This is a genomic window from Lysinibacillus sp. FSL P2-0066 (assembly GCF_037969495.1).
Lineage (GTDB): Bacteria > Bacillota > Bacilli > Bacillales_A > Planococcaceae > Lysinibacillus > Lysinibacillus boronitolerans.
Genome location: NZ_CP150202.1, coordinates 2151753 through 2171206, shown reverse-complemented (window position 1 = coordinate 2171206; position 19454 = coordinate 2151753). Strand labels below are relative to the sequence as shown.

At 38.7% G+C, this 19454-nt stretch carries 18 protein-coding genes; 4 read left to right on the top strand and 14 right to left on the bottom strand.

Annotated elements, in window-relative coordinates; all coding sequences use genetic code 11:
- Window positions 1-57: 57 nt before the first annotated feature.
- Window positions 58-1134 (bottom strand): undecaprenyldiphospho-muramoylpentapeptide beta-N-acetylglucosaminyltransferase, encoded by a 1077-nt coding sequence (locus MKZ14_RS10745; protein ID WP_036078983.1) that lies wholly within the window; start codon window positions 1132-1134, stop codon window positions 58-60.
- A gap of 171 nt (window positions 1135-1305) precedes the next feature.
- On the opposite strand from MKZ14_RS10745, the gene MKZ14_RS10740 reads away from it, so the two are divergent.
- A complete protein-coding gene (locus tag MKZ14_RS10740) occupies window positions 1306-2652 on the top strand; it encodes an MATE family efflux transporter (RefSeq protein ID WP_339280935.1) in 1347 nt (448 codons plus the stop codon).
- 40 nt (window positions 2653-2692) lie between these two features.
- Here the strand turns inward: MKZ14_RS10740 and MKZ14_RS10735 are convergent, their stop codons facing one another.
- The 9 genes from MKZ14_RS10735 to MKZ14_RS10695 form a co-directional block, all read right to left on the bottom strand.
- Window positions 2693-3769: a Ger(x)C family spore germination protein gene (locus tag MKZ14_RS10735; RefSeq protein ID WP_339280934.1), complete on the bottom strand. Its 1077-nt coding sequence runs from the start codon at window positions 3767-3769 to the stop codon at window positions 2693-2695.
- A complete protein-coding gene (locus MKZ14_RS10730; RefSeq protein ID WP_339280933.1) occupies window positions 3759-4787 on the bottom strand; it encodes a GerAB/ArcD/ProY family transporter in 1029 nt (342 codons plus the stop codon). The genes MKZ14_RS10735 and MKZ14_RS10730 overlap by 11 nt, the downstream gene beginning before the upstream one ends.
- A complete protein-coding gene (locus MKZ14_RS10725; protein WP_339280932.1) occupies window positions 4784-6217 on the bottom strand; it encodes a spore germination protein in 1434 nt (477 codons plus the stop codon). Before MKZ14_RS10725 ends, MKZ14_RS10730 begins: the two co-directional genes overlap by 4 nt.
- Window positions 6218-6337: 120 nt before the next feature.
- On the bottom strand, window positions 6338-9292 hold the full coding sequence (locus MKZ14_RS10720) for an EAL domain-containing protein (protein ID WP_339280931.1): 2955 nt from the start codon (window positions 9290-9292) through the stop codon (window positions 6338-6340).
- A gap of 199 nt (window positions 9293-9491) precedes the next feature.
- Window positions 9492-9803 (bottom strand): helix-turn-helix domain-containing protein, encoded by a 312-nt coding sequence (locus tag MKZ14_RS10715; protein ID WP_339280930.1) that lies wholly within the window; start codon window positions 9801-9803, stop codon window positions 9492-9494.
- A gap of 102 nt (window positions 9804-9905) precedes the next feature.
- Window positions 9906-10595 carry a CAP domain-containing protein gene (locus MKZ14_RS10710; protein WP_048392912.1) on the bottom strand — a complete coding sequence of 230 codons (690 nt, stop codon included), beginning with the start codon at window positions 10593-10595 and terminating at the stop codon, window positions 9906-9908.
- A gap of 443 nt (window positions 10596-11038) precedes the next feature.
- Entirely contained in the window at window positions 11039-11941 is a 903-nt protein-coding gene (locus MKZ14_RS10705) for a CobW family GTP-binding protein (RefSeq protein WP_339280929.1), read from the bottom strand.
- A gap of 68 nt (window positions 11942-12009) precedes the next feature.
- Window positions 12010-13524: a S41 family peptidase gene (locus MKZ14_RS10700; RefSeq protein WP_339280928.1), complete on the bottom strand. Its 1515-nt coding sequence runs from the start codon at window positions 13522-13524 to the stop codon at window positions 12010-12012.
- 298 nt (window positions 13525-13822) lie between these two features.
- Window positions 13823-14596 (bottom strand): GNAT family N-acetyltransferase, encoded by a 774-nt coding sequence (locus MKZ14_RS10695; RefSeq protein ID WP_036078961.1) that lies wholly within the window; start codon window positions 14594-14596, stop codon window positions 13823-13825.
- Between the two features lie 129 nt (window positions 14597-14725).
- Here MKZ14_RS10695 and MKZ14_RS10690 point away from each other — a divergent pair, with 129 nt between their 5' ends.
- Window positions 14726-14989, top strand: coding sequence for a hypothetical protein (locus MKZ14_RS10690; protein WP_016994046.1), 264 nt, complete (start codon window positions 14726-14728; stop codon window positions 14987-14989).
- 47 nt (window positions 14990-15036) lie between these two features.
- Here the strand turns inward: MKZ14_RS10690 and MKZ14_RS10685 are convergent, their stop codons facing one another.
- The 3 genes from MKZ14_RS10685 to fabZ form a co-directional block, all read right to left on the bottom strand.
- On the bottom strand, window positions 15037-15783 hold the full coding sequence (locus tag MKZ14_RS10685) for a polysaccharide deacetylase family protein (protein WP_258860141.1): 747 nt from the start codon (window positions 15781-15783) through the stop codon (window positions 15037-15039).
- A 432-nt stretch (window positions 15784-16215) separates the two neighbouring features.
- Window positions 16216-16668: a hypothetical protein gene (locus tag MKZ14_RS10680; protein ID WP_016994048.1), complete on the bottom strand. Its 453-nt coding sequence runs from the start codon at window positions 16666-16668 to the stop codon at window positions 16216-16218.
- A gap of 330 nt (window positions 16669-16998) precedes the next feature.
- Window positions 16999-17424: a 3-hydroxyacyl-ACP dehydratase FabZ gene (gene fabZ, locus MKZ14_RS10675; RefSeq protein WP_016994049.1), complete on the bottom strand. Its 426-nt coding sequence runs from the start codon at window positions 17422-17424 to the stop codon at window positions 16999-17001.
- Between the two features lie 215 nt (window positions 17425-17639).
- Between fabZ and MKZ14_RS10670 the strand changes: the two genes are divergently transcribed.
- Window positions 17640-18257: a LysE family translocator gene (locus MKZ14_RS10670; RefSeq protein ID WP_004230157.1), complete on the top strand. Its 618-nt coding sequence runs from the start codon at window positions 17640-17642 to the stop codon at window positions 18255-18257.
- A gap of 87 nt (window positions 18258-18344) precedes the next feature.
- Window positions 18345-18824: a DinB family protein gene (locus tag MKZ14_RS10665; protein ID WP_258860142.1), complete on the top strand. Its 480-nt coding sequence runs from the start codon at window positions 18345-18347 to the stop codon at window positions 18822-18824.
- Window positions 18825-19223: 399 nt separating this feature from the next.
- Here the strand turns inward: MKZ14_RS10665 and MKZ14_RS10660 are convergent, their stop codons facing one another.
- Complete coding sequence (locus MKZ14_RS10660; protein WP_004230164.1) at window positions 19224-19388, bottom strand: hypothetical protein; 165 nt, start codon at window positions 19386-19388, stop codon at window positions 19224-19226.
- Window positions 19389-19454: the final 66 nt, after the last annotated feature.

Here is a 19454-nt window from a genome sequence, read left to right as displayed (position 1 = left end):
ATAAGGTTTTGTCGTTTCGACCTACCTCACAGCTTCTTTTCTTTTTTCAAATAATACTTATTTCTTGTAACGTAAAATTAATGACGCCATTTCATCTGGTGTTTTTGGCTTTTGCGTTTTTGCCATTGTCTCCACCATTTCCACTTTACGCTCTGTTAGTGTATGAACAGACTTCATAAAAGATTCCTTCGTCAACTCGTCTTCCTGTAACACTTCTGCGTAACCTTGTTTTTTAAACAGGTTGGCATTTAAAATTTGATCCCCACGGCTTTTTTGCGCTGAGAGAGGTACTAATAGCATCGGCTTGTGAAGCGCTAAAAATTCAAAAATGGAGTTAGAGCCTGCTCGTGACACAATAAAATCTGCAGCATGCAATAAATCAGGTAACTCTGTTGTCACATACTCAAATTGCTTGTAGCCTGGCATTGCCTCCAGTGATTGGTCAAAATTCCCCTTCCCACATAAATGAATGATGTGAAATTGCTTTAGGAGCTCTGGTAAGTTTTTACGTAGTGCCTCATTTAAGACAACAGAGCCTAAACTCCCTCCCATAACAAGTAACACAGGCTTTAAAGTAGAAAAGCCGCAGAAAGCTAGCCCCCTTGCTCTTTCTCCCTCAAATAACTCAGGACGAATAATGGAGCCTGTGCAAGTAGCCTTCTCTTGAGGTAAATGCTTCAGTGTTTCTTCAAAAATTGTAAAAACATGTGAAGCAAAAGGTAAGGCTATTTTATTGGCAAGACCAGGTGTTACATCAGATTCATGGATGACAACTGGCACACCCGCTAATTTCGCCGCCATCACAACAGGTACAGAGACAAACCCACCCTTTGAAAAGACAACCTGTGGCTTCACTTTTTTTATAATACGAAAAGCCTGCATCATTCCAGCAAGCACTTTAAATGGATCTGTAAAATTTTTCATTGAGAAATAACGACGCAATTTACCACTCGCAATGCCATAAAACGGAACATCGGGGAACGCCTCGCCAATTAATTCTTTTTCAATACCTTGCTCTGAGCCAATATAGTGGACATCATAACCAAGTTCAAGTAAAGACGGGAGTATCGCCTGATTTAACGATACATGGCCAGCTGTCCCACCACCGGTTAAAATGATTGTTTGTTGTTTCACACAAATTCTCCTATTCCTTAAAAACCATTGTAGTTAGCACTACTTTTTGTTTACAGTGTTCTATTTTACTATATGCTGACGAAAAGATATAGATGAAGCATGAAAATTTCAGCTTTTCTCTCTTTACATATGCTATACTTGTTCATTATGTTCATGAAGGAAGTAGAAAATATGTATCAAACATCCACAATTAAGGAAAAATACGTGCTACTCTTAAAAATGATTGTCCCTATTTTAGTGACACAGGTAGCTATTTATCTTATTTCATTTTTTGATATTTTAATGTCCAGTCGTTACGGGACGGTTGATTTAGCAGGTGTTTCGATTGGTTCCTCTATCTGGATGCCAATTTATACTGGACTTTCAGGTATACTCCTAGCTATTACGCCAATTGTCTCACAGCTTGTGGGAGCGAAAAAAGAGATGGATGCAAAAAAGGCAGTCCAGCAAGGCATTTATGTCGCCATATTGCTGGCGATCCTTATTTTTACAGGACTCTTCTTTGGCATTGATTGGATACTTAGTAAGATGAACTTAGAGTCTGCTGTACATAGCATTGCAAAAGGCTACATCTATGCGATGTGTGCGGGTCTTTTGCCACTTTTCTTATTTTTTGTTATGCGTTGCTTTATTGACGCCCTTGGTCAGACACGGGTCACGATGATCATTACCTTAATGACAACACCCATTAATATCGTGCTGAACTATATCTTTATTTTCGGCAAATTTGGTGCGCCTGAGCTTGGCGGCATCGGAGCTGGTGTAGCGACAGCAATAACGTACTGGCTAATATTCATGATTACAGTATGGATCATCGCTAAACGAGTACCGTTCGAACGATTCCGTCTGTTTCATGATTGGCCTAAGCTTGAATGGCTTCGATGGAAGGAAATTTTATTGATTGGGGTTCCGATCGGTATTTCCCTATTTGCAGAAACAAGTATTTTTTCTGCTGTGACCATGATGATGAGTAATTTTAGCACAGAAATCATCGCAGCCCATCAGATTGCCATCAATTTCACTTCTCTGTTATACATGGTTCCGCTCAGTATTTCTATGGGTGTCACAATATTAGTAGGTTTTGAGATCGGCGCTGGTCGCATGCGAGATGCTCGTATGTATAGTTATCTATGTGTCGGTACAGCCATTCTATTTAGCTTTATATCAGCTTGCATCTTATTTATTTTACGTGAACCTGTAGCGCATATGTATACGACAGATCAGATGGTTCTTGAGTATGCTGTACAATTTTTAGTCTATGCAGCCATTTTCCAGCTATCTGATGCGATACAAGCACCAGTGCAAGGCGCATTGAGAGGCTACAAAGATGTCATGATCACATTTATCATGGCCATTATTTCTTATTGGGTGATTGGCTTGCCAGTTGGGTACACCCTTGCCACACATACGGATTTCGGCCCATTTGGCTATTGGATTGGCCTTGTGGCAGGTTTAACAATGGGCGCCGTTACTCTATTAATCCGTCTGCTGATTGTTCAAAAAAGAGTAACTGTTTAATAAAAAATCGCCTTTTCTCCAAACTTGAGAAAGGCGATTTTTAACGTAAAACACCTGTACGAATGATTTTCACTTGAACAGACGGCACTAGCTGTAAGGATGCATAGATAGTATGCCAATCCTTCTGAAACATTTTAGGGTGATAGGCACGAATATATCGACCAATTCCCAACGTATCCGATTGCTGACCTTGAAGAATCCGCAAAACCTCCTCAAACTCTGTCTGCATTTGATTTTGAATCAGCTGCTGAACCTCCTTGAAAACGGGGTCTTTATATAAATGGTCATGTGCAAATTCCTCAATTTCTACCTCTATGAGATAATCCATGTCTATTCTTTTTAATTCCTCATTCACCGTCCATTGACGCTTGATATGAATAACATCAGCCGTGATTGGCATCGATTTTCCATCATGCTTCCACATATAGCTCATCCGCGCTTGTTTGCTAGGTTGATTCATTAAGAGAAGCATCGTGAGAGATTGTTTTGGTGTTAATATTGTACCCGTAAACGTTTGACCTGAGAACAAAGCGACACCTGCCGCAACAGCATGCTTTTTATCCTCACTTAACTGAATATACGGAAGTGCTATATCAATTGTCTGTTCAAATAGCATGGAGCCAACCGTCTGTAAATCTAATTTCGGAAAAATTGTATTTTCCTCTGTGCTTTCCATAAAACGTTCATAATAGCCTCCTGCCCCCCCTGCTAAATCCTTTGTTAGCTCTATAAACGGCTTGACATCCCCTTCTGTTACAGCAATTTTTATCGAAATCGGGTTTTGGGGATCACGAAAATAAATATCCAAAATATCATAAAGAGGCTCTCTTACCGTTTGGTCCGATACAAGGATGGTCGATAGTTCAGATAAATCAAGTGTTTGTTCTACTTTTAAATTGGCTTGATTCCGTACATCTCTTGGTGAAATGCCGTCCGCTTCAATCACTTCATTTTGCTGAGCTGCTGTATTCGGATAGGCATAATATCCCTTGTATGCCCCTATATATCCGTCCACCCCAACGAGCGTCACAACGGAAGCGTTTTTATAAAGTCGTTCATCCCAACAGCCAGCTAAAAGTAACATAGACAAGAGGAGCATAATCCCTTTACGATACACGTTTTCCCCTCCATTTATTCCAACAAATTATCATCATTGGTAGTAGAATCGTAAACACAATGAGTACGTAGTGTATAGAATTTTTGATAAACTCAATGCGCTGAAATTGCATGACAAATAGCGGCAGGATGGCTAAGAGAAGATGAAAAAAAACAATAATTCGTTTCGGATGCTTCCGTTTTTTTGACAAATAAAGCACACGAAAGGACAAACCGTAGATCATGACCGTAACAATGGACCAAGAAAGCCAAATATAGATGAAAAAAATATCCAGCCGTTTTACAAAAGTCACTTCCTGTGATTTTAAAATATACATAATAGGCTCTGGTATTAGTTGAACCTCCTCCAAAGCAAAGAACATTTGTGTAAAGACAACCGAAATAAAATAAAAGATAAAAATGACGAGTTGATAAATCAATAAGGGCTTTCCCTTCACCTGTAAATCCTGTTTGAGAAATGGACGATAAAGGAGGTACATTTCAATCCCAAAAAAGGCATACATGCTATGAATCATGCCCGCCATGATTTGCCTAGTATTATTCCACTCAACGGGAAAAAGATTACTCCACGTTAAATCTGGAATAGCCAGCATTAAAAAAATGACAAAGAGGAAAATGATAGGAATTAGCATGACACCAATATTGATGATGGTTTCTGGTCTAACTAAATTGGCATACAAAGATAGCCCTACAATCATCATGACAACAATCCATTCAGGTGTTCGGGGCAAGACCCATGAGGCCAGAACATACCCCATATAGGCAATTAATACAGCTGTTATTAATAACCAATAGATCAGATAGACCCAGCGAAAGAACCCATTTAAAAAGAAAAATTGATAATAGCGTTCAAAAAATAACAGCAAGCCGTAATGGAAGATGCTAGCAAGGAAGAAGACATACCATGCACTATGTTGACTGTATATGATTAACGGTGTTTGAAAGGCAATGTAGACAACACCTGTCTGAATGATAAAGAGTAGTAAAAAAAATTGTGCCTTTGATAGAGAAAAATTCATGGTGTATCCTCATTTTTTCCCTTTTCATCCTTCGGTGGTTGAAAGGAAGTAACTTGGACTGTCGGTCTAATAAATGGCCAGCGTAAAAAAATTTTATAAACAGCTTTCGGTTGAAATGGTACGATAGGTGAAAAATACGGCTGTTTCAATGACGTTAAACTAATTAAATGAATTAATAGGATGACAACTCCTACCACAATGCCTAAAAACCCAAATAATGAGGCAAGTAGCATAAACGGAAAACGGATCATGCGAATCGTGCTATTCAATTCAACGGACGGGACAACATAGCTTGAAATGGCCGTTAAGGCAACAACAATGACCATTAAGTTTGACACGAGTCCCGCACTTACAATGGCATCACCGATCACTAATCCTCCTACGATCCCAATCGTTTGCCCTACTGATTGTGGCAAGCGAATACTTGATTCTCGTATGAGCTCCATAATAATCTCAAGTATCAGTGCTTCAATTAGCGGTCGATAAGGGATATCATTAACATCATTTTTCACTTGATTACTTAATTCTAACGGTAATACCTCAAAGTGAAAGCTAATCACAGCAATATAAAATGCTGGTAAAAAAACCGCCGTTACAAACGACAGTAAACGAACTATTTTATAAAAAGAGCCAACCAATACCCGACTATTATAGTCATCAGGTGTTTGATAGAAAGAGAAAAATGTCACAGGGCCAATCAAGGCAGACGGCGAAATATTGGTCATGACCACAACTTTACCCTCCACTAAATGAGCTACGACACGATCTGGATGCTCTGTATTTAACAATTGTGGAAATGGCGATAACACAGAATCCTCAAGGGCATCACTTAACTGGCCAATACTATAAAAATAGTCGATTTTAATGTCCGCAATCCGCTTTTCCATCTCTTGTAAGGTTTCAGGCTTTATGACCCCATCCATATTGAGATAATAAGCCTTTGTGTTCGTTTGTTGTCCAATTGTAAAAGATTTGACCACAAGAGCGGGATTATTCACTCGCTTTCGGATCAACGTTAAATTAGTATCCGCCCGCTCCACAAGCCCTTCATGGGAGCCTCGCAGAATATGTTCATTGTTTGGCTCCTCAAGGTTACGACGAACTTCATTGGGAATCGCTAAAGTCAGCATTTTTCCCATGTCAGGCAAAATCACGAGCGTTTCACCTTGGCAAACTCGTTCAATTGCTTGCGGTAGCGCAAAATTATCGAGTGTTGTAAGGAGGGTTTCACTCCAAAAGGGTTTTTCTGTATCTAAACGTGCATAAATCGTATCCAGTATTTTTTGTACTTCCTTCGCATCAACAAGAGAAGCGTAAAAGCATAAAATAGCCGTGTCTCCTTCATGCCAATCTATTTGTCTGACGGTCAAATCCGAGGAATGGTAGAATGCTTTTTGTAGGCTTTTCATCATATACTCCACTTTATCCATAAAACGCCTCCTCTACTGGAGAGTATAAGCATCTTTCATGTATTTCAAACGCTTAGATCGTGTGATTCCACACCATGAAAAAAGATGCCCACTAGAACATTTGGGCATCTTCATGATTCGCTATTTTTTAAAATAAGCTTCAATATCCTCATACATAAAGGGCGTTCCCTCTATTTTTTCATGGTGATTATGCAGGGCGGTCATTCGATTGATAATCGGTGCTAATTTTCCTTCATCCTCCTGCGCCAGATTGAAGGCGACCCCATAAGAGTAGATTTGGTATTTTTCTTCTAGGGTCCATCTAAATGTGCCCTCTAGGTTAAATGATTGATTCATCAAAATAAAGCTAAATTTAAATTTCATCGTTTGATTAACTGGTAGCTTCAAAGAAGAGCGTATCTTCATGCCGCCTAAGCTAATATTTTCGATGATGATAGGGGTATGTCCAATATTTAGCTTTTGTTCATTCATTTCAATAATCGTCATGAAGCCCTTCACATAGGCAGGGAATTGAAAGCGGTAATATTTGCGTCGTTCCACCACAGGCTTTTTATGAACACTAGCTTTTTGTGGTGTTAAAATGCCTTGTGCCAGCATTTTTTCAAAGGCTTTTGCTGGAACAGCCTTCGTATAAATGCTACCTTGCAGATAATCACATGCTTGCTGCTTTAAAAAGATAAATTGCTCGTAACTTTCAACTCCTTTTGCCACTACCTGAATACCAAGCATTTTGGCTAAATAAATCGTTGTTGAAATGAGTCCATTTTCAATCGGACGATCATGACGAATTTCACGAATAAACGCTTCATAGATATGGAGTGTCGTTGGCTGGAATGTTCGCAAGGATTCTAAGGATGAGTAGCCTGTTCCAAAATCACCAATAGCAATTTTGACACCAACTTCTTGTAATTCTTTGAGAACAGTCATTACACTTGTACTATTTTTTAAGATGGTACTTTCACTTATCTCGAATTGTAAATAATGCGCGTCAATCGAATTTACCTGTAATTGCTCTTGGACAAACTGAATAAAGCCCTTTTTCATCAGACGGATTGGCGATATCTTAATACTAATTGTTCGCAGCACATGCCCTTGCTGCTTCCAGTGCTGTAACAACGCACATGCTTTTTTAATCACCCAATCTGTAATGATATGAATCATATGGTTTTCTTCCGCTAATGGAATAAATTCACCAGGTGACACAAGGCCCCATTCTTTATGATGCCAACGAATTAATGCTTCTGCGCCGTTGATAATCCCCTTTTGCGGCTCCACCAATGGTTGGAAATATAATTCGAATTCCTCATTTAACATGGCTTGTCGCATATCTCGGTCTAACACGTACTGCTTATAGGAAGTAATATCCTCCGTAAAGGCATAAATATGAAAACGATTCCTTCCCTGCTGTTGCGCGTAGCATAAAGCTGAATAGGCATTTTCTAATAAAATGTTTCTCGTTAGGCCCTCCTCTGGATAAAAGGCAATGCCAATGCTAGCAGATAGGTGCAAGCGATAGTCTTTTATCGAAAAAGGTGTATCAAAGGTTTTCAGTATACGGCTAGCCAGCGCGGAAATATGCTGCTTGCTCCCATATTTTTTAATGACAATGATAAAATGCTGATTGTCTAGGCGTGCCATGTAACTGCGATCATCTGTTAGTGTGGAAAAGTAGTTGGTCACCGTGCGCAGAAGCTCATCACTGATTTTCGTACCTAGCGCATTATTTATGATATGAAAGCGGTTAATCGAAATATATAATAGCGCGAAGGGTTCGCCAGCTAAGCATAATGTATCGACTTTATCATGTAAGCTCAATCGATTTGGTAAACCTGTTAATTCATCATAATACACTAAATAATTCAGCTTCTTTTCTCGTTCGATTTCCTTTGTAATATCAGTTACTAAGCCAAAAATATGGTTGACCTCCCCCTCCTGATCTAGTCTCGGCACAATTTGCTCCAGTAACCACTTTGTCTCATTCTTCCCCGTTAGGATACGATAAATCACTTGATAGCTTTTGCCTGAAGCGAGATGATCTGTATACGCTAATACTTCCTCACGATGTGCAGGATGAATCATATTAATCCATACTTCTGAGTCTTCGTAAAGCTTAGCTAATGGAATACCTAGAATTCCCTCCAGTCCTTTAGAGGCAAACAGCATATTACCACGAATGGAATCCCGCATCCAAATCCCTGCATCTAAATTGTCAAAGATAGAATGAAAGTTGGCTAACGTATCATTTAGCGTTTTCTCAAGTAGTTTGAAAGCCGTTTCGTCTTTGACAACCCCAATCATCTTAAAGGGCTTGTCATCCTTCCAAATGACTTCGGCGGCAGCTTGTAAAAAACGCAGTTCATTGGTTTTGCCGTGATAAATTCGGAAGTCACTGTCAAAATTAGTCCCTTTTCGCGCATGATTAAATGCATCATATGTCCTTTCATAATCATCTGGATGAATGAACTGGAAAACGTGATCAATCCCATCGTTATCTGAACGCGTAAAGCCAAAAATATGATAAAAGTTATCTGAGCAATAAAGTTTGTCATGCTGAATAAAGTACTCCCAGCTCCCAACTGCCGCAATATGCTGGGCGTAATTTAAATGCTTCTCATGGAGCATTAACTGATGCTTCATGGCGGAATACGTCGACATATCTTCAATGATTAAATAAAGCCCCTCCGAATGATTGTCGTCATTTTTGATCGGTATAAACGTCAGCACTAGGCTTAGGTTTTGTCCTTGATGCTGTAGTCGTTCAATATCAATTTTGACCGACTTTCCTCGCAATGTTCGATTGAATGCTCTTTTTAATCGTTTATAATCTGCCTCAGTCAGAATTTTCTTAAAATCCTTCGCATGGCTAGGTCGATATTGTAATAGTTCAAAGAGTGCTTCTTGATTGACATAAATAATTTCGCCATCTGCCGAAAACACAATCATCATATCGGGGTGATACTTGGCAAAGGACATGACATATGAAAATAAACGATGGTCTTGAGCTGTTGCTAGCGCAATCGTATGTGGTCTTTCTTCTTTTGCAAAAAACTGCTTTAATAGATTCGGCTTTTTCATCCTTCTCACCTCTCCCTACTTTTTACCCACTACTTATTTATCAATTCCCCCAAAATACAGTTTAAAAACTTCTATCTTATAAAAGAGAAAGAAAAGTTTCATCGACCGTTTTTCGCTGGAGAACTGCTCCTTTTCGAGGGAGAAGCGCTCTTTTTATTAGGTGATGCCCCTATCCAAAGAAATAGTTCATATGTTTTTCTTAAGGTACTACGATTAATTCCATATCCAGTAGCCATCGATCCATAGCTTGCTTTGGATAATAGACATTGTTCCCTACCTTCACATGAGGGATTTCGCTTATGTAACTATTAGATCCGTCTGGCACTTCTGTTAATTTTAGCACTTCCACTACACTGATTCCTAAATAATCAGCTGCCTCTTGTTGTGACAATAGCTGGTGTTGCACGGATTCCTTTGGCTGCTCTTTTAAACTAGTGGCGATGAGCCAGCTTCCTATTAAAAACGACACGGCTAATGAGAAAACCGCCATTGCTATGCTATATTGTTTCAATTCTATCCTCCCTTTCTCATCAAATTTTACCATTAATTCAATAAAAAAAGATGCTCTATAAGCCTTTATAGACTTATAGAGCATCTTTCTATTAATAAATGATTATTTTTGGATAAATTGTTGTGTCCAGTAGTTACCTGATTTCACATAACCTACACCGATGTGTGTAAATTTACCGTTTAAAATGTTCGCACGGTGTCCTGGTGAGTCCATCCACGCTTGTACTACTTCTTGTGGTGAACGTTGACCTTGAGCAATGTTTTCACCTGCAGCTTTATAAGCGATACCTAAAGCTTTCATACGATCAAATGGTGAACCAAATGTTGGGCTCGTATGTGAGAAATATTTATTTGTTTGCATATCTTGTGATTTTTCACGAGCTGCAGCCATTAATTTTGCATCTGTTTGAAGTGGTGATAAACCAGCTTTTGTACGCTCAGCGTTTGTTAATTTTACTACTTCTTGTTCAAATGCGTCCACATCTGAAGTTGTTGTTGATGGTGTTGAAGTAGTTGGTGGTGTTGCTGGCTTTTCATTTTGTGATGATTGATTATTATTTGGCTTTGTTGGTGTTGTATTATTTGTTGTTGGCGTCTCATTAGATGGTGTAGATGCCTGTGGAAGTTTAATCGTCCACTTATGATTATTGTTTGACCATTTATAATAATAAACATTACAGTTTGTTGATTGCTGTACGGAATTCCCCTCTGTTGTATTGGCAGCAGCAGAAGCTATTTGAATTGGAGCTGCTAAAAGAAATGTTGCACAAATTGCAGTTAGTGTTTTTTTCATGTTTGCAATTCCTCCTTCTCTGCCACTAATCGTAAGGGATGATTTTCATTAAAATCTTACCAACATCTGCTAACTACGCCAACGAAGAAGAAAATGCGCGAAAAATCACGTTTTTTTCGCGCTATTTTTTAGTAGGTTTAACCAATCTATGAAATACTTACGTTTGAAAGAGGGTTGACACCCCTCCTAAACTCGTAAATATTTTAGAAAATAAACAGCTGATATGAATAAAAAATGTATGTTTTATACACTCATTTTTTAATCGCCTTTCTTCATTACTTTCTTTGCATCACCCTAGAGATGGCTAGTGTCGTAGCCTCATGTTAGCCTAATATTACAATTGTGTTACAAGATCGTTACATTTCATTTACATAAAAATAAAACAACCTGTGTAAAGCTACACAGGTTGTTCACGTGCAGAAATTCACTGGTTGCTTTATTCTTCAATTCTCCCCAATAACAGGTAAAGCACTAACATTCTCTCCAATAATAACAAGTTTTGCTGGCATTTTTAGATATTCTGGGAGCCACTGAACCATTCCATAAGCATATTGGAACAGCATTGGGTTTTTGATGCCCTCAATCGGTACATAGCCTTTCATACGATAAATCGTTTCAGGTAATGCACGCACCCAATCTTCAAACTGCTCCTGTGTAAATTCCCGATCTGAGAATTCCACTAAGCGAGAGCCTAGCTGCATGGAGGCTATTGGTGCTTTAACTATATCTGCTTTATCGACCTGTGTCGTTGCCTTCAGTCCCTCTAATAAGCTGAGTGGTACGCGCCCATTTGTTGTTTGCAATATAAAGGCATGGGGATTCAAGCCCTGCAGTTCATAGACGACCTGGCCTTGCTCTGCCTCTGTTAATAAGTCTGTTTTATTTGCTAATAAGAGGTGGGCATGGCGAATTTGCTCCATAAATAAAGAGCGCACTTGTGGTGTTAATGTATCACGGTGTAGCCAGAGCTTGGAATCTGCCACCGTGATAATGCCTTTCACATTGAGCTGATCTGCAAAAAGCGGTGAAAAAACGGCATCTAAAGCTTCTACAGGATGTGCTGCACCTGTTGTTTCGATAATGAGCACATCAAAATCACTATCTAATAGAAGAGATTGAATTTGGGCCTCTGTTTTTTCAGCACCTGAACAGCAAATACAGCCCTCTAGCATCTCCTTGAGCGGAATATCCTTTTCCACTGCCTGTGAGTCAAATGGTAGCTTCCCTAGCTCATTCATAATAACAGCAGGCTTTAATTTCTTTTCTTTTAGCTGGCGAATGACATCTGTCAGCATGGATGTCTTGCCACTCCCTAAAAAGCCACTAAATAGGTACACATCTTTCATTCTCGTTCCTCCCATAAAAAAAGCTGTCGCAGATGCCGTGAAAGACGACTGCTGCGACAGCTACATTGTTAGTTTGTTGTTTCCTCTGTTTTTTCGGCTGTTCCTACAAGAAGCTCTTTCGCTTTTAATAACTGAGGATCATCGGCTTTCATTTTTGCACGTAACGCATCCATTAATGCATACGTTGTATTGCCTGTTAAAATACCAGTTTCTTCAAGGTTGTTCGCGGCTTGTAGTTTTTCTACTGCCTGCGCGGTATTGTCATCGAAGATTCCATCTACTTCACCAGGCTCATACCCTAGCACCTGAAGCATTTCCTCTGCTGCTTTCACAGAGTCAGATTGTAAGCCTGTCTTCATTTCTAAAGAGGCATTCAAGTAAGGTAGAGAGGCATAGGATGGATACGCAACTTTGACATCAGGCTCAATTCCTTTTTCATTAATCCAGTTGCCATTCGGTGTTAACCATTTACCTGTCGTAAATTTTAAATTAGAGCCATCTTTTAATGGTGTAACATTTTGGACAGTCCCTTTACCGAATGATGTTTCACCAACAACTTTAGCACCAACGGACTCTTTTAATGCTCCTGCTAATATCTCAGAGGCTGAAGCACTGCCACTATCAACTAGTACCGTGATCGGTAGGTTATATTTTTTACCTGCAATGGCATTTGTTATTTGAGGTTCCGCATCTTTTTCTTGTACCTGAACAATCGCTTTTCCTTCTGGTACAAAGAAATTAGAAATATCAACTGCAGCCTTTAGGTAGCCACCAGGATTTTGACGTAAATCCAATACAATGCCCTTCATTCCTTTACCTTCATACTCAGCAAGGATTTTTTCAAGCTCTTGGGCCGTTTGTTCACTAAATGACGTAATTTGAATATGGGCAATATTGCCATCAAGCATTTCACCATAAACGGTTTCAACTGGGATATCATCACGAACGATGGTCATTTGAATGGGTTCCGTATTTTCGCCACGTTTTACCGTTAGTTTTACGGGTGTTCCTTTTTCGCCACGAATGAGTGCAACTGCCTCTGTTGCACTTAAGCCCTGAATGCTTTTCCCATCAACTGTTAAGATAATATCTTTTGGTAATAAGCCTGCCTTTTCAGCAGGAGAATTTTTGATAGGTGACACAACTGTAATATAACCATTACGTTCTTGGATTTCTGCACCAATTCCTTGGAAACTTGAAGATAAGCCCGAATTAAATTGATCCGCTTCTTCCTTTACCATGAAATCGGAATAAGGATCGTCTAATGCATCAAACATACCATTAATTGCACCATCGACCACTTTTTCATCGTCAATATCTTTGTAATAGTTATTTTTCAGTAAATCAAATGCTTCATATAATTTTGTAAATTCCTCTCGTTCAATCGGAACTTTCACTTCTACTACTTTCTTATCACCAAAGGTTAACGCAAAAATCGTTAAACCTGCCGTAATAAGAATTGTAAAGAACATTAGCATGATAAATTTAAACGGTTTCAGTTGTATAAATTGTCCTGCCGGCTTAATTTCAGCTGGAGTCGGCTCCTGCTGCTGTTCTGTACTTTCTTTTTTCTGTTCATCCATCTTGATTGTCACCACTCTCATTTACACTAACTTTGTCACACTACTACCATCTTAACAGGTTATCCAGAAGACGAAAAGAAAAAGACTGTCAAAATTTCATGACAGACCTTGTCCTATCATGCTTCATTTTAACTAGCATTCCAGCACCTATTCACCCATCATACTACTAAGTTTAGGCATATTATGGTACTGCCTTTTAATTTTACTCATTTCCTAGTAGCAGTCAACAAAAAACTCAAAGAATCATAGAAGTGCTATAAGAATATAACGTGCCAGTGTCCAAAAAAGTTGCATCCAATCAGGAATTATTCATGAGTTTTTGCAGTTTTTTATAAACGGAATGCACGGTTAATCGATGAAAGGAAATCAATTGTCCTTTATAAACCACTGAAAAAATACCATATGGCGTCGGTGATTTCTCCATCAGCTCTTCTCTCGTTTGAAGATCCACTAACGCTGGCTGCAGCCCTAATTTTTCGGCAGCTAGTTGAATATTTTCCGTGGCAACGTCTACATAGGGACATTGAAAGGAACGTAAAATCGTTAAATGAGGAAACCTCGTTAATCGTTCCTGCCAATTATCAGGAAAGTATGGCCGTTCATTGCTTTCATGAAATGGAAACACCCATAGTTCAAAATTGTCGAGTGCTGTTGCAATATGTTGAAAATGATGTTGTAAAAATAAATCCTTGCTTGGCGTCCAGGAGGTTTGGTCATTCGTTATGACCACCACTCCCTTTTTCCCACGTTCCTCGGCATCCTTTAAGCATCTCTTCAATAATCGTGTGCCATAGCCCTTGCCCACTGCACTTACCCATAAACAGTGAATTACCACGTAGCCATCTGCATGTACAACTCTTGAAGAGTATTCCGCGTCCGTATATTCTATAAAACCCACTTGTTTTTGATTTTCAAGTACTTGTATGTAATGTAAGCCCTTTTCAAATTGTTGATTAAGCCATTTGTTTTTGTTCTGATAGCCCTCTGTTTTCTTCTTGCTTCGTAAACAATAGCTGCCTTTCCCCTCTAGCAGCTCACCATTCATTTCAATCAGCTCTACATGTTGTGTCAATGCTAGTCCCCCAATCCGTTGATTGTGCTAATTTTACCATTTTTAGTGAATCATTCAACCACTCGGAATCGCCTTTTCACTTGTTGTCGCATATGATGCAAGTAATAACAAATGTAAAGAGGCAAAATAATGGGGAGAACGAATAAACCGAACCAAAATAATGATTCGCTCGAAATTTATGCGGCAAAGTTAGCCTATATTGGTACAGCCATATCAACATTAGGGGATGGTTTACAAACCATCGCAGCAGGCTTAGCTTTAGAAGCCCTCCAAAATGCCAACAATAATTCATCTCCGTCAAATGGTGAACAAACAGTCAAAGTCGATAACATGCAAAAGCAAATTGATTATTTAATTGCTGAACTTAAGCAAATTAAAAAAATGTTAAAATAATCCTTCCCTTACATAAAGAGAAGTGTTGAAGATGTATCGCTTCAACACTACTGTTTTTTTTCAATTCTCTTATTTGTCCTTTGGATTTCCAATAATTCAGAAACTGTCACAAACTGGTAGCCCTGTTTTTCAAGCTCTGGTATGATTTGTTCCATTGCCTTAACCGTTTGTGCTCGGTTTCCCCCGCCATCATGAAATAGCACAATATTACCTGCCTTCACACCTTTTAAAACCGTATTCACGATCCGAGGGACACCAGGACTTTTCCAATCAAGCGTATCTAAATGCCAAGACCACATAACAACCTTATAGCCTTTTTTTGAAATTGCATCAATCATCGCATCGGTATATTGTCCTTCAACTGGTCTAAATAATGTTGGCTGATAGCCTGTAATCCCTGCAATCACTTCATCAGTTTGCTGTATTTCTTTCATTAAATTGGCGACATTGGTTCTTAAAGGGTGTGAAAAGGTATGATTGGCCAATTCATGCCCTTCTTCATACATTCTTGTAATCAGCTCAGGATTTTTTTCTGCATTTTGACCGACAATAAAAAAAGTTGCTTTTGCATTATATTTTTCCAGGACATCAAGGATTTCCGCTGTATATTTGCGATGCGGCCCATCATCAAATGTTAAGGCAATGATTTTTTCATCCGTCTGAATTTCCCAAAGAATTTGACCCGCTTCCTCATAATACTTTCTTCCTTTATTTTCAGAAGAACTCACTTTTACATAAAAAAGCGACACCGTGATTAGACTAAGTGGTAGTAAAAGCAATAAAAACTTTTTCACATTTTCACGTCCCCAAATAATTTTTTCGTACTTTATTATTTGAGGATTTCATAAAAAAATGCCTACGTTTCGCATTCATTTATTAAAATTTGATGGTTGATAGGATGTGCCAGATGTTCCATAAACTCCGCGTTCAACCATGCCAAAGTCCTATGTTGTTGATTGATCCTACATGGAAGGGCAACGTCTCTTCAGCTAGGTGTTCTTGATTTTTTTCATGCTTGTCCAAATATCCTCTATTAATGGTACGCGACCCATTGTACTTGGTCGTATGTAGTCACTACATAAGGGGAAAGCTTCATACTCAATTTGAAGAAATCGTTCGAAATTGACAATAGCTGAATCATATAAATGATCGTTTATTTCTTTTTTTCGAAGCAGGTAGCTGGTTCCATCTTCACATGAAATATTTCCGATACTTTTATAAGCCAATCATGAAATCGATCTGCAGTCTTTTGCATGAAGGTCACTCCCCTCAGAAACAATTGTTACGTAATAATCTAATAATGCGATTACTGCTTGCACTCGCTTATGTTCAATTTCAATTTTAAATGAAATCCATATAATGGCGATATGAAAACTTAAGACGGCTAATGCTACAATTTGGACAAGTGACACGTCCATCATGACCTTGCTGTTTATGGCTGTTGCAATGAATGTAAACACGAATAGAATGGCCCCACTCATAGTAATAAACATGGGCTTCATGCGTAGTATCTCATTTGCCTGTACCTTTAAAAGATGGACGATAAATTGTAGCTCTTGTCTTGTAAATTGTTGCTGAAGGATAACAAAATAGGATTGATACACATCCTTATCAAGCTTTTTATGCAATATATTTTTATGCATCTTTTGCACAAATTGATCACAGAAATCGTGCGCCAATGCTTGCTCTGGCTGTAGCTGTTCTTCTTTATGTGCTATAAAACCTCCTCACCCTCTCATCATTAAAACTTCATTCCATTTACTATATGAAGGAAAGAGAGCCGTATAGTACGAATTGAAGCAAAATCGTTTATTTTTGAGTCTCTCTTCGCCATCCTCTACTTAATCCAAAAATAGCTGTTGCGAAAACAAACCCTACCGTACAGAGCTACATTGTCAGCCCATTCCAAGCGCCTTTAGCAATCGTAATATTCACTAATAGCGTTATTTGCATAATACAAATGGCGCTATAAAGCATACATGTGTAACTCAACTGAGCACCGCCGTATTCTATGATCCAAAAGCGAAAACAAGATCCGTTTCACAAACGATTTCTCCATCTACCATTGCAATCCCTCTGCCTTTCCCGACAGCGCCCTTCACACGCGTAATCTCCACCTCTAGATGTAGCTGATCACCAGGCTTTACTTGCTTTTTAAAGCGACAATGATCAATTCCTGCCAATAAGCCTAATCGTCCCTCATTCCCTACCTTTGTCAGCATAATCACTGCACTAATCTGTGCTAATGCTTCAACAATTAGCACACCTGGCATGACAGGATACTGTGGAAAATGACCTTTAAAGAACTCTTCATTCATCGTCACATTTTTCATCCCTACCGCGCGCTTGCCCTCTTCTAACTCCACAATACGGTCTACCAACAGAAATGGATAACGGTGTGGCAAAATAGCTTGTATTTGTTGACTTGTTAACATATGAAAATTCCTCCAAAGCATTTTTTATAGTCTTATTCTAACACTAAATATTAATACTAGGTAATAAAATCATATTAGCATTGTTCATTAGTTTTCTGAATTATTTTTCATTATTTTTTCAATATTTCTTTATCGACAGCCGTACAATAGCTAGAATATAATATTTCATGCATTCACCCTAGAATGATTAGTTTATTAGAATAGGATGGTTTCGCATGTTATCTTTTATCGCAATAGTTCTTTTATTATTTTTAATCCCAGGTCCTGCGGTTATTATTACCATTACCCAAACGCTAAAAAGTGGGAAAAAGAATGGTATTTATACAGCTTTAGGCATTGGTCTCGGTGACTTGGTTCATACATTAGCGGCTGTTTTAGGTCTTTCTGCTATTTTAATGAAATCAGCCACAGCCTTTGAAGTGGTGAAATATATTGGGGTGGCATACCTTGTTTACTTAGGCATTCAGATGCTCCTCACAAAACCAAAGAAAATCGAGCAACCAACCGTTGAACAAAGTCCTGCTAGTACTTCGTTTCGCCAAGGCTTCTTAGCAGAAATTCTTAATCCAAAGACGGCTCTGTTTTTCCTTGCCTTCTTACCGCAATTTGTTCAGCATAACGAGCAATCTGTCACAAGCCAATTGCTCACACTAGGTATTACATTTGTCGTGATGAGTGCTTTATATACAATCCTACTCGCAGTTATTACAAGCTTCATTGGCGAAAAAATCTTTACAAAAACAAGCGGCAGTTCACGCTGGCTTGAAAAGACAGTTGGCTTCGTTTATATTGGTCTCGGTGTCCGTTTAGCATTACAGACACAAAGTAGATAAATTGGAGAAGAACACAAAAAGTGTTCTTCTTTTTTTGCAGGAAAATGGAGTATTATAGCCAATAATATTAAAAAAGGAGGGTTACATTTGAATCAACGTCAAGAAAATTTATTTCAGCAGCTAGCCAATTATCGTGGCGAGTTGCTTCACTTACTCGAGCATGTGTCAGAAGAAAAAGCGAACATCATCCCAGCTGGATTTCATAATAATATTCGCTGGAATATGGGTCATGTTTATCTCGATCAATATTTATGGATAGAGGCTTTAACAAAAGAAAAGGATACAGAATTAGAAGCTCTCCAGAAATGGTTTGGCTTTGGTACATCGCCTAAGCACTTTGACGACGAAACGCCAACCTTTGAGGAGTTAAAAATGTATTTGGCTCAGCAGCCTGAACGATTAAAGGAGCGATATGGTCATCGATTGGCTGAGGAATTCCCTCCTATTGATATGGGTATGCAAACCATCGAACAAGTACTGTTACGTACCATCTTTCATGAAGGTATGCATTTACAAGCGATTTTAACCATTCATCGATGCCTAAAAGAAGCAACAGACCGAGTTTGACACTGGGTCTGTTGTTCTTGTTTCAAAAGAACAACCTTGACATAATTCATGCTTTTCACCTGTCCTTTTCATTAACGATATACCCTGTCCTCAACTGTTTGTGTTTGCATGATTTGGTATCCTTTCCATTCAAAAAATGGTCTCGTTGTAAGACGAGCATCCGAATATGGGTAAGACCAATTTTTTTGTATCTGCTTCTATAAATCTGAGATGGCTTATAAGACTGATGCCAAGCCGCTACTTTAACTGGCTAAAATAATCGCAAAATTTCTTCTAAATCATCGTCATAATAGCTTTGTTAAATCGAGCATTTATTTTCACAATCTATTATACCGATGATAGTATATTTATGTAAAAAATAGTAAGCTTATAGATCCCTATAATCTATAAGCTTTTGTTTTACTGTTTTGGTGTATTGGCTGTCAGCGGGTTTGCATTGGCGACTAATTGTACAGGCGTAGTTGTTTGTTGAAAGCTATCCTTTTGTCCTTGATTCGATTTTCCGTAGCCTTTCATCACAGCAAATAATGCTGCACCAACAATGCCCCATGTCAAAAACTTCATTTAAAAAACCTCCTTTCAGCATTAGTATTCGAGAACAAATACAGATTATACACTGTCAAAAAGTTG